This is a genomic window from Aureispira sp. CCB-QB1, from assembly GCF_000724545.1.
Taxonomy (GTDB): Bacteria; Bacteroidota; Bacteroidia; order Chitinophagales; family Saprospiraceae; genus Aureispira.
This window is the reverse complement of record NZ_JHBV01000005.1, coordinates 32,257-44,504: the sequence shown is the minus strand read 5'-3', so window position 1 is coordinate 44,504 and position 12,248 is coordinate 32,257. Positions and strand designations below refer to the sequence as shown.

Below are 12,248 nucleotides of genomic sequence, written 5' to 3'. Positions count from 1 at the left end.
AAAAGAATACTTTGAAAAAAAGTTGACTTTTTGATATTGAAGCAAAGAGCTATTATTTTTTGCCAACAAATATATTTTAAAACTTGCTTTGAGTTGATTTTTAAAAGTTTATTTTATTATTGGAAATGCTAGTTGAAATTTATTATATTTATAATAAATCTATATTATTAAAAGCGCATGCAGACGACTATCTCTAAATGCTTTGTTCTTGAAGATTATTTTTTATTTTGAGTTTTTGTGATTTTTGGTCACTACTTTTTTATGGGTAGTTTGTCTTGTTGTGGCAATGGTGATTGTTCTGAGATTAATTTTGGTTGGATAAACTACGGTATAGATATTATGTATTCGGTAACCCCTTTAGAAATTAGAAGGAAGTTGTTTCTTTAGGTTTGTATGAGAAATGTATGTTATGATAGAATTGAACTCTATTCTAAAGTCTTTAGATGATATCGTGTTTTTGATCGATTCAAAATTAATATTTAAAAAATATTGGGTTGCAGATGAGCGTTCGCTGTGGATTCCTCCAGATGAATTTTTAGGTAGAGCAATTGATGAGATTTTTCCAGATGGTCTAAAAATAGATGTTGTTGCTAAAATAAAAGCTGTTTTTGAAACCAAAGAAAACAATCAAATTATATACAGTTCGCCAGACCAAAACAGCAAGCGATGGTATCGAGTTCGCCTGAATCTAATAGATGATAAAGACAAATATGGGGGACAATATATGCTTTTGATTGTAGGAGACTGTACGCAAGAGGTAGAGCTAAAGTCTCAAAAGCGTGTTTTTGAAGGAATTGTTTCTCAGAACTGGGATTCCATCAAGTTTTTAGATTTGGATGGTGTCATACAATATATCAATCCAGCAACCAATCGTTTGTATGGTTATGATGAAAATGAATTGATTGGTCGACATGTTTCTATTTTGAACAATCAAGAAATACACCAAACCGATGCAATTAGCAAAATTGTGCAAGCAACAGGTTTTTGGTCGGGCGAATTGGTCAAAGTCAAAAAAGACAAAAGCTTGTTTAATGCTTTCTTGTCTGTACAGTTGATTCGGGATAGTATGGGGGTTCCAACTGGATATGTATCACATAGTAAGGACATTTCAAAGGAAAAAGAAACCAAAGAAAAGCTAAAGCAAATTATTGGTGAGAAAGAGGTATTGCTCAAAGATTTGAGTGTCTTTGAAAACATTGTTTCTCAAAATTGGGATGCCATTACATTTGCTAATTTAGAAGGAATTGTACAGTATATAAACCCTGCTGCCAATCGATTGTATGGTTATGAAGGAGATGAATTGATTGGGAAAAGTGTGGATGTATTTAATAGCCAAGAAAGCCATACAACAGGAGCCGTTATTCAAGCCATTCTTGATACAGGAATGTGGGCAGGAGAAATTCGTCAATTGCGGAAAGATGGAACTACCTTTGAAGCCTTTTTGTCTGTACAGTTAATTAAGGATAATGCAGGAACACCAATTGGTTATGCTTCACACAGCAAGGATATTACCAATGAAAAAGAAACAGCTCAAAAACTTAAAACAATTATCAAGGAACGTGAGACGCTTCTAAAAGAAATTCATCACAGAGTTAAGAACAACTTACAAGTTATTACGAGTCTTCTGAGTTTGCAAGCCAATACCATCAATGAAGAGGCAACCAAAGTGCTTTTTCAGCAGAGTCAATATCGGATCAATACGATGGCTATGATTCATGAAACCTTGTATCAGTCTGAAGATTTTCTTACCATAGGTTATGCTCAATACATGGAAGCTTTGATGCACTATTTGATTTTGTCAATGAAAGGTGCGAATCATAGTATTGAGTGGATTATAGAAGCCAACAACATAAAGCTAAATATTGATACAGCTATACCTCTTGGGTTGTTGATTAATGAAATTATTACCAATGCACTCAAGTATGGTTTAAAAGGAGATCAAAAAGGGGCTATTTATATTCGTCTAGAAGCCTTAGAGCGCCCCAATTATGTGCTGTATATAGGCGATAATGGAAAGGGGTTTTCTAGAGATGTAAATTTCAAAACAACCAACTCTTTAGGGCTTAAATTAATCCATAATTTAGCCAAACAACTTAGAGGCGAAATTAAACGAAATTTGACTCAAAAAGGGACACATTATGAAATGAATTTTCAAGAAATTAACTAGGGTTATTACTTAATAGTTAGACCATTAGGTTAACATGGTTTTTAGATTTTTTTTGGCTTATTGTTGGTCAAATTATTGATAAAAAACCTTCATAATAGGGGCGTGATGCAGCAAAAATTAAGATTTAAAATTGCTTTTTTTATTTTAAAAAAAAGGTATTTATTTTACTTGTGTACCCCCAAACTTAGAAAACCTTTTTGAAAGCTAAGAACAAGTTTGGGTATCCCCACTTAAATTTATAGGGATAAGTTGTAGAATGCGATATTTTTTATTTATATTTAAAATGAATGAGCTTGTATATGTAGTTATTATTTGATAAACATATATTTTATATATTTAGTCCTACTTAAATTAATAACTAAAACATTTTTATTGTACAAAATACAAGGCAATTATATTCCCACTTAATTAAATGTAGAGCACTAGTCAATTAAAGACTTTTTATAATTCATTGTGATATTATAAAGTCTTTCTTTGTGTATTTAAATAATATATTATATATTTGTATGTAATAGTGCGACTGGTATAGTCTATTCTAAAAGAACGGGGGTTCTCTTTTACATGGTGAAACTTAGGACATTTCATCATATTGAATAGATTTACCAGTTGCTTTTCTTCTATCATAACTATGGAAAACACACTATTAGAGGAAATTGGAGGAAAATCGGTATTAGTAGAGGTTGTTGATCGTTGGTATGAACGTATCCTAAACGACACCGAATTACTTCCGTTTTTTGAGGCAATAAATATTGATTGGCTAAAAGAAAAAATTGTCAATTTTTTAGAAGTTTTGTTGGTAGAAGAGACTTATAAAATGGGGGAGCAAATCCAGCGAGCCCATGCTCACCTAGAAATTCAAGTTTCTCACTTTAACGCTTTTATAGGTCATTTGGATATGGCACTGGATGCATCTAATATAGATAGTAATCTAGTTGAAAATATTATAGATTTGGTATTAGAAGCCAAAGAGGATGTCCTATCTTCACATAAAATAGATAACATTAATCAAGTCGATGAAAATCAAATCCAAAATATGATGTCTGGAAACGAAAATAATTACACAACTTTACTACAACAAACGATTGATAGTTCTTTTGGGAGAGTCGAGTTTGACAGAGATGGAACAATATTAGATGTCAATACTAATTTTGCCTCTATAATGAGGTATGATGATCCTAGCGAGATAGTAGGTAGACATCATTCAGTTTTTGTTGAAACAGAATATAAATCGTCTGATGAATACGAACAGTTTTGGATAGATTTGGCAAATGGAATTGCACAACACGGTGTTTTTCAGCGAAAAACAAAAGATGGTGATGTTGTTTGGGTGCAAGCTTCTTATACGCCATTATTAAGTAGAGATGGTTCTGTTATTCGGATTATCAAAATTGCAACCGATATCACAGAGGAACGTGAAGAAGCCTTAAAAGCTGCGAATCTAAAAACAGCTATAGATGGTTCTTTTGCTCGAATTGAATTTGATCCTTATGGAAAAATATTAGATATCAATGCTAATTTCTTACATCTCTTTGGGTATGATGATAGTGATAATTTGATAGGAGAGCATCATCAAGTGTTTTTGGAACAGCGCTATGCTGATTCTGAAAATTACAAGCGCTTTTGGGAAGAATTAAGAGCAGGGGAAAGTCAAAGTGCTGATTTTAAGAGGTTTAAAAAGAGTGGAGAACCCTTGTGGATTCAAGCAATCTATGCTCCTGTTAAAGGTAAAAGAGGGGAGGTTGAAAAAGTAGTTAAAATAGCTACCGATATAACTCCTCAGAAGCAATTTTTGCATGAAATTAATAAGGTTATTGTATCGGCGGGAGAAGAAGGAAAATTAGATGCTCGACTGGATGCAAGTAAAGCAACTGGCGATTGGAAAGAACTGGCAAGTTCTGTTAACTTATTGTTAGAGTCGGTGGCTATGCCTATTATGGAAATTGGCGATATTGTAGGGGCGCTTGCCAAAGGAGATTTGACAGAACGTTTCGATTCTTTTATAGAAGGTGATATCAAAAATTTAGGAGATGAACTAAACGTTGCGATTGATAGTATCAATGTTTTGATGGGGCAAATTTCTCAAATAGGAAACCTAGTAGCTGCTTCAGCTGAGGAAATGTTAGTGAAAGGGGAGGAAATGAAGAATACGACTCAAGAAGTAGCTTCCGCCACTCAACAAATGGCAGAAGGAGCCCAACAGCAGGCACAACAAACAGACGAAGCAAGCAAAATGATGGACAATGTGCTAAAATCTGTTGATACTATGGCTAAGAAAGCTGGATTAATTAACCAATCTGCTTTAGAAGGACAGAAAAACTCTTCGGAAGGTTTGTCTACGATTAAGCTAGTGGCTAATAGTATGAACGAAATTCAAGACTCTGCGGTCAGTACGTCTGATTCTATCGAAATATTGTCTGAACGTTCAGAAGAAATCGCTAGTGCTTTGAGTGTTATCACCGATATTGCTGCTCAAACGAACTTATTGGCATTAAATGCAGCCATCGAAGCGGCTCGTGCTGGTGATGCTGGACGTGGTTTTGCCGTGGTAGCGGAAGAAATTAGAAAATTGGCAGAAGGTTCGAAAAAATCAGCTGTGGATATTGAAAAAGTGATTCGCGAAATTCAAAAAGATATTAGTGTTGCTTCGAAAGCAATCGATAGCATGGAGCTAAATGTAAAGAGTGGAATGCAAGCTTCGAAAGAAGCCCAATCAGTATTTGAAAGTATAGAAAAAGCAAGTCACGAAACATTGGACTTGTCCAAAGAAATTGTGGAAGCTACCGAAGGTCAAAAAGATTCTATTCATGCTACCGCTAAAAATATAGAAAAAATTGTTGTTGTAGCAGAAGAAACAGCTTCTGGAACAGAGCAAGTTGCTAGCTCTAGTAAAGTACTAAGTCAAGGTATGAATGAAGTAACTGCTACTAGCGAAGACTTAGCTAATGTAGCAAATCAACTTCAAGAAAGCATTTCTAAGTTTAAATTGCAATAATCTTTTTTCCTCTTGGATTAAAAATAGAATAGATGTCTGACAAAACAGAATATACTATAGATGATGTGAAGCGGGAGGCAGAAAATCATCAAAAAGCCAAAGAACAGTCGGAGTTAATGCAGTTGATTATTTTTAAATTGGCTGGAGAAGAATATGGGCTTCCGATAGACCAAATTAAAGAGGTGGTTTTGACTCCTCGTGTGGCTAAAATGCCTCAAACACCTCCTTATATCAAGGGCGTTGCCAATATTCGTGGCAATATCATCGCCATTATGGATTTGGAACAAAAATTTGGCTTGGGAGATGGCTTGGAGGCTAAGGAAGCTCAAAATTATACGTTGGTCGTCGAGAACGAGGCTTTCAAAGTGGGAATTCTAGTCAAGGAAGTGCCCAATACGTTGACGATTGAAGTTGATGATATTGATAAAGCTTCTACTTTGATTCAGTATTCTTCTTTAGATGCAAGTTGTTTGGTTGGTGTTGTTAATGTAGGAGATCGAATGATTATTTTGATTGATATGGTTAAGTTGATTGAGGCAGAAGGTGTTAAAACTTCTTATTAATACGTATAAAAATTAAATTGCTAATGATATTATAATGATAGTAGTTAGCTGCGCTGCTACTGCGTGAGTGCAGCTAACTATTGATAATAAGCTCTGTTACCTAATTTTTTTACTCCAAATATGTCCTAAAATGATAGAATACAAAACAAGAGCCATGACGTTTATTTTGAGAGAAGATGATATTGTAGAGTTGGTAAATAATCAGGATTGGAAAGAGTCAGATACGCTAGAAATAGCAGTAGAAAACATGATGATGGTAAAAAAGGCTATTGATGGAAAGTCTCGAGGTTTTTTGGTGAATGTGCCCAATAGATATGTATCGAAAGAGCTACTCCATTATTATCAAAATGTAGAGGTTGGAGATGTTGCAAGAGCATTGATACTGAATTCATTTGCTGCAAAAATAGTAGGCAATTTATACTTTAAATTATCAGGAGGGAAGCCTAATGAAACAGGACGAATAGTTCCCACAAAACTCTTTAATAATAGAAAGCAAGCCATAGAGTGGTTATTAGATGAAATAGAAAAATGTGGAGAAGGGCTTATTCAACAAAATGAAAAACAATAGAGCTAAGTAAGTGGGCAGAAAAAATATAGCTAAAAAATAGGCTTATTTTTAGTGCTAATCGAAGAGGAACAGTGCAGCTTTACCTGCGGTGCTACTTCGTGGTAGCGGGCTAAAGCAAGATGTTTCGATGAAGAGTAGCGCAAAAAGAAGGTTGTTTTTTATATAGTTTTTTCTGAACGATTACTTAGTTGTTATTATCATAGTTTGTTGGTTAGCAAAGCTGTGTTGCTGTTTGTGCCACAAGTGATTAGAAGAAAATAGTAAACTTTTAATAAAAAAAACATAAAAAATCATCTTATATTGATAATTGAAATCATGCTATTTGCAATAAAATCATGTTGAATTGAGAATGTATAATTTGATTATTGAAAAATAATAAAAAACAAAATGGGTAAACGAGTTTTAATTGTAGACGACTCCCTGTATATGCGGACGATGATTAATTCTGCTTTGACAGCAGCTGGGTACGAAGTTGTGGGACAGGCTGCCAATGGAGAATCGGCAATTGATATGGCTTTGGATTTACTTCCAGATTTAATCACTTTGGATAATATCTTGCCAGATATGATTGGTACAGATATTTTGAGAGTATTAAAAGAAGATGAAAATATTCCATCTAAAGTCATTATGATTAGTGCTGTGGGGCAAGATTCTGTAATACAAGAGGGGATGAGTTTGGGGGCTGCTGCTTATATCGTTAAGCCTTTTACGACAGAGAGTTTGCTAGAGGTTATTGATAAAGAAATGCAAGAATAAATTCAAGCATCGTGAACGAGAAAAAACAGATTAGGGTGCTGGTGGCAGATGATTCTGCTCTAATGCGTATCCTAATCAACGATATTATTAATACTGATCCTGACATTCATGTTATTGGACAAGCTAATAACGGCAAAACAGCTTATTTGTTGACGCAAAAATTAAAGCCTGATGTGGTTTTAATGGACGTCAATATGGGAGAGTACGATGGTATTTATGGTGTTGTTGAAATTATGGAGCATTGTCCTACACCTATTATTATTTTATCTTCTATTGGTAATGTTGATATGAATCCTATTCTGCAAGGTCTAGAATTAGGAGCTATTGATTACCTAAATAAACCCGCTAAGAATCGGGTTAATATGGATGAAGTAAAACAGGATTTAATAGAGAAAATAAAGGTGGCGAGTACGGTTGATTTGGAAGAGGTGCGGGACGAGCCTACACCAGTAAACATTCACGAGCATTCGTTCGATAGCAAAGCTTCTTATGACTGTATTGTTTTAGGCGCTTCGACTGGAGGACCTCGATCTTTAGAAAAAATACTGACGCAACTGCCTAAGAATTTGACAATTCCAGTTGTTATTGCACAGCATATGCCTGCTAATTTTGTTCCAGCATTTGCAGATCGTTTGAATCAATTGACGCCTTTAAATGTTCGAGTGGCAGAGCAAAAAGAAGTGTTGGAGGCTGGAAATGTTTATCTGGCACCAGGAGATGTAAATTTGACCGTAGAACGAAGAGGAAAAAAGTACGTTTTTGGAAAAACAGAGCAAGAATTTTTGGCTTATAACAATCCGTCTGTTGATGGTTTGATGCTTTCTGTAGCAAAAGCTTATCAAGAAAGAGCAATAGGGGTAGTATTGACAGGGATGGGAAAAGATGGCGCGATTGGCTTGAAAGCAATGAAAGATGCTGGAAGTTATACAATTGCGCAGAGTGAGGCATCATGTATTGTTTATGGAATGCCCAAAGCTGCGGTTCAAAATCAAGCTGTAAAGCAAGTGGTGCACTTGGATGAAATTGCTGCCTTTTTGGTCAGTTGCTTGGCATAAAATAATAACATATCGTTTCGAAAGAATCGTGTTGCTCTCAAAGAGAGACTTTTAGTGTATCAAAAAACAAAAGATTAGTTAATTATTAACAATGGCAAAAGAAGAGGAATATAAGGAAATGTTTCTGGCAGAAGCCGAGGAGAGTTATGAAGAACTCAATCGACTATTTACGGAATTGGAAAAAAATAACCAAAACCGATCTGCTATTGACGCCATTTTTAGAATAACACATACGCTCAAAGGCAATGCCATGGGGATGGGGTTTGATGCGATTGCTGAGTTGAGCCATGTAATGGAGGATATTTTTAATGAGGTGAAGTTGGGACGCATGAGCTTAGATTCTATGTTGTTTCAATCTTTGTTTAGAGCCAACGATGTCTTGGGTGAATTAATTCAAGCTGTAAAAACAGGTGCTACTGTTCGTTATAAAGGAATTCGTACCAAATTACAGGTTGCCCTGCGAAAGGCAAAGGCGTATTACGAGACTCAAAATGAATCCACAACCGTTCAAACGACAGAAAATAAAGAAGAGAGTAATACAGAAGAGCAGACAAATACAGAGAATAGTACGGCAGTAATAGGAGCAACAGAAGAGGGAGAAGGTGATGATGAGGATGAATCCGATGAGTTGGAACAGACAGGACATAAAATCATTCTATCGGATATGGTCCAGGTGCCTGTTCGAAAATTGGATGAGTTGCTAAATATTGTCGGGGAGTTGATTATTGAGAAGGATACTTTAATTGCTCAACGGCTGGAGGAAAAAGGGATCAATAGTGATTTGGCACGCTTACACCGCTTGACATCTGATTTGCAATATAGTGTCATGGATGTTCGCTTGGTGCAAGTTGGGTTCTTGTTTAATAAGTTTCATCGAGTATTGAGGGATGCAGCGGTTATTGAAAACAAAAAAGCAGATTTGGTGCTGGAAGGAACAGAGAGTGAGATTGACCGTAATGTGTTAAAAACAATGAGCGATTCCTTGGTGCATTTGGTTCGAAATTCTGTTGGACATGGTATAGAACCACCAGAGGAGCGACTCAAATTGGGAAAGCCTGAACGAGGTGTGGTGACATTGAGGGCTAGAAATGAAAAGGATACAGTTTATATTGAAATTAGTGACGATGGATACGGGATTAATGTAGATAAAATTAAACAGAAGGCGATAAAAAAAGGCTTGATTCCAAAAGAATACGCTCCAATTATTTCCAAAGAGGAAATTTTACTGTGCTTATTTGAGCCTGGGTTTTCAAATGCCGAAGTAGTTACGGAGATCTCTGGACGTGGGGTAGGATTGGATGTGGTTAGAATGGCAGTAGAATCTATAGGTGGAAAAATTTCGATTGAAACGGAATTGGGCAAAGGGACTACGTTTATACTAGGTTTGCCTTCTTCTATGGCTGTAAAGGCAGCGTTGTTGTTTCAGTTGAACCAACAAGAATTTGCGATTGCTTTGGCTTATACAGAAGCAGTTATTTCGATGCCTAAAAACGAAATACATAAGATTAATACAGGTTTGATTTCTACTTATTTGGGCAAGACAATATCGATTGTCTTTTTGCAAGATTTGTTTGAAATGGAAACCATGAAGGAAATAGAAGAGAAAGGAAGTTTGTACAAACGCTTTGATGAAATAGAGGGAAATCCAAACTTGGATATCGTCATTGTTAGCTACAATCATCGAATGGTTGGGCTAGTGGTAGATAAGTTGATGCAACAGAAAGAAATTGTAGAGAAAAAATTGCCTCCACCTATTGACAAAGTTGCTCTATTTAGTGGAGTGACAATACTAGGAACAGGGAGAATGTGTTTGGTACTAGATATTGTTAGTATTCTTTCACATTTATTTAGAGAAAAACGAATTGGTACCAACATCGCAGCATTAGGATAAAAAGACAAGACAACAAAATAATATGGAAGTTTTTAACAACGCAGAAATGCAAACTGCTGAAGCTATTATTAACCAAGGATTGAGTAGTGCCGCAGAGACACTTTCTTTCTTTATGAAAGAACCCATCGTCGTTGAGCAGATTGGAGTGAACAACTTAGGAATTGCAGATAAAACGCCTTTAAAATTAAGGTGTACTGGAAATGCTTATTTGTTGACAACAGAGGTGGTTGGAGAATTAGAGGGATTTTGTTGTTTGGTATTTACAGAAGAGGAAGCAGAGATGTTACAAAAGGCTGCTTTGCCTCCTGAAGTAATTAAAGATCCCGTGCTATTTGAATCTATGAAAGATGCTATCTTGTTAGAGGTTGATAATATCATTGCAGCAGCGGTTATTACTCAGTTTGCTAATTTACTGAAACGAAAAATGCACGGTTCGGTACCTCAATTGAGTCATATTGATCCAAGTACTTTTGAAGTATTTATACAGAGACGCTTGAACAACCAATCTCATGTGATCAATTTTAAAACCAATTTTTCGGCTAAAGGTAAGTCGTTTAGTCCTATGTTTTTATGGTTTATGAATGAGCCTTTTATCAATGATATCAAACAACTTAGTGCTCAAGGACAATAGATTTATTTCGGGAGTGCTTTACTTTTAGTTAGCTGCGTGGTTTCAAGGGAGTAATGAATTACAATAGTTCGTTGAAACCACGCAGTAGCAGCGCAGCTAACTAAAAGCGCAGCGCTCACGAAGTAAACTTTATTAGTTTACTTCGTGAGTGCTGCGCAGTTGATAATCAACAAGTTGTGGATTTGTTGCGTTTTGTGTTAAAGTTTTGATTATTAAGCTAATATAAATGTACTTTTTTATCTTTTTTTGGTGAAAAAGTAAACAACTAAGCGATAGCCGAGTAGGCTTGTGCTAGTAGCACAAAAGCCCAAGGTCACGACCGCAGGGAGCTACCACGAAGTAGCACCGTAGGTAATCAACGAACTACTAGAATTAAATACAATAGAATTATAAGAGAATTGCAGATTTGATATGGCAGAACACCCTAAACGACTACAGATAACCGATGAGGAATTAAATGCTTTTACAACAGCAGTAAAAACTCGTTTTGGATTAGATTTTACGAGTTACGAGCAAAAGTCACTAAAAAGAGGACTTGTTCGATTAATTGCTAAAAAAGACTTAGATTCTATGTTGGGTTTATGGGGGCAAATGCTAAGAGACAAGTCCTTAATAGTAAGTTATATAGATGAGTTGCTGGTTAATTTGACAGAGTTTTTTAGAAACTACGATTTGTGGCAAAAATTGAAAACAGATGTCCTCAAAAAAATTGGCTATCAAGATGAACTAACTATCTGGCATGCGGGTTGTTCGACAGGAGAGGAGATTTATACTATGGCGATTGTTTTAAAAGAGCACTTTATGTTGCACAAGTCAAAAGTACTGGCAACAGATTTGAGTGCTAAAGCACTTGCCCAAGCAATAGAAGGCAGCTATAGCAATATCATTTGGAACAAATGTGCCAAATCTTATGCTTTATACAATCCAAAAGGGGATGTAGAACGTTATTTTTCTAAAGAGGAGCGTAGTTTTCGAGTTGTGAATCAACTAAAAAAACATATTAGATTTCAGCGGCATAACCTAGTACAGGACGAAATGCAAGAAACTTTTAAAATTATTTTTTGTAGAAATGTAATGCTATATTTTGATAGTGTTTTAAAAATGAAGGTGTTAAAGCTTTTTTATGATGCATTAGATGATGATGGGTTTTTTATAATAGGTTATTATGACATGCTTCCATATCAATCTAAAGAAATGTTTACCTTATATTGTGCAGCAACTAGAATTTATAGGAAGAATTTGAATTATAAAAATAATACTTAATACTTAAGAAATGGATATTGTAAGTACAACGAAAGACGATATGTTGATTTTAGATTTTATCGGTCAACTAGATACAGGAACAGCCCCCAAAGCAGAGATAGAAGTAAACAAGTATTTGGAAAATAATCAAAAAATTATTTTTAATCTTGAACAAACGGCTTTTGTGAGTAGTGCAGGCTTGCGTGTTTTTTTGGGTACAGCCAAAAAGTTAAAAGCATCGGGTGGGTTGTTTAGAATTTGTAATGCGAATAACGTTGTCCAAGAAATTTTGGACATTTCAGGGTTTAGTCAAATTTTGGATGTAAAGAAAACGTTGGACGAAGCCGTGACTAATTTTAACTAAAACGGTGTTTTGGTAAATC

The 12,248-nt window shown here is 35.4% G+C and carries 10 protein-coding genes; all 10 read left to right on the top strand.

Going from position 1 to position 12,248, the window contains the following annotated elements; translation table 11 throughout:
* Nucleotides 1–409 precede the first annotated feature (409 nt).
* The 10 genes from CG11_RS01575 to CG11_RS01530 all read left to right on the top strand — a co-directional run bounded on the left by CG11_RS01575 (nucleotide 410) and on the right by CG11_RS01530 (nucleotide 12,229).
* A complete protein-coding gene (locus CG11_RS01575; RefSeq protein ID WP_197043759.1) occupies nucleotides 410–2,167 on the top strand; it encodes a PAS domain S-box protein in 1,758 nt (585 codons plus the stop codon).
* Nucleotides 2,168–2,795: 628 nt separating this feature from the next.
* Nucleotides 2,796–5,159, top strand: coding sequence for a methyl-accepting chemotaxis protein (locus CG11_RS01570; protein ID WP_052592425.1), 2,364 nt, complete (start codon nucleotides 2,796–2,798; stop codon nucleotides 5,157–5,159).
* Nucleotides 5,160–5,191: 32 nt separating this feature from the next.
* Nucleotides 5,192–5,722 (top strand): chemotaxis protein CheW, encoded by a 531-nt coding sequence (locus tag CG11_RS01565; protein ID WP_052592424.1) that lies wholly within the window; start codon nucleotides 5,192–5,194, stop codon nucleotides 5,720–5,722.
* Between the two features lie 130 nt (nucleotides 5,723–5,852).
* Complete coding sequence (locus tag CG11_RS01560) at nucleotides 5,853–6,290, top strand: hypothetical protein (protein ID WP_052592422.1); 438 nt, start codon at nucleotides 5,853–5,855, stop codon at nucleotides 6,288–6,290.
* 387 nt (nucleotides 6,291–6,677) lie between these two features.
* The gene (locus CG11_RS01555) at nucleotides 6,678–7,046 is read left to right on the top strand and encodes a response regulator (protein ID WP_052592420.1); all 369 of its coding nucleotides are present in this window, start codon (nucleotides 6,678–6,680) and stop codon (nucleotides 7,044–7,046) included.
* Nucleotides 7,047–7,057: 11 nt separating this feature from the next.
* Nucleotides 7,058–8,101: a chemotaxis response regulator protein-glutamate methylesterase gene (locus tag CG11_RS01550; protein ID WP_052592418.1), complete on the top strand. Its 1,044-nt coding sequence runs from the start codon at nucleotides 7,058–7,060 to the stop codon at nucleotides 8,099–8,101.
* 91 nt (nucleotides 8,102–8,192) lie between these two features.
* A complete protein-coding gene (locus CG11_RS01545; protein WP_052592416.1) occupies nucleotides 8,193–9,992 on the top strand; it encodes a chemotaxis protein CheA in 1,800 nt (599 codons plus the stop codon).
* A gap of 22 nt (nucleotides 9,993–10,014) precedes the next feature.
* Nucleotides 10,015–10,623 (top strand): chemotaxis protein CheC, encoded by a 609-nt coding sequence (locus CG11_RS01540; RefSeq protein WP_052592414.1) that lies wholly within the window; start codon nucleotides 10,015–10,017, stop codon nucleotides 10,621–10,623.
* A 411-nt stretch (nucleotides 10,624–11,034) separates the two neighbouring features.
* A complete protein-coding gene (locus CG11_RS01535) occupies nucleotides 11,035–11,886 on the top strand; it encodes a protein-glutamate O-methyltransferase CheR (protein ID WP_052592412.1) in 852 nt (283 codons plus the stop codon).
* 10 nt (nucleotides 11,887–11,896) lie between these two features.
* Nucleotides 11,897–12,229 carry an STAS domain-containing protein gene (locus CG11_RS01530; RefSeq protein WP_052592410.1) on the top strand — a complete coding sequence of 111 codons (333 nt, stop codon included), beginning with the start codon at nucleotides 11,897–11,899 and terminating at the stop codon, nucleotides 12,227–12,229.
* Nucleotides 12,230–12,248 lie beyond the last annotated feature (19 nt).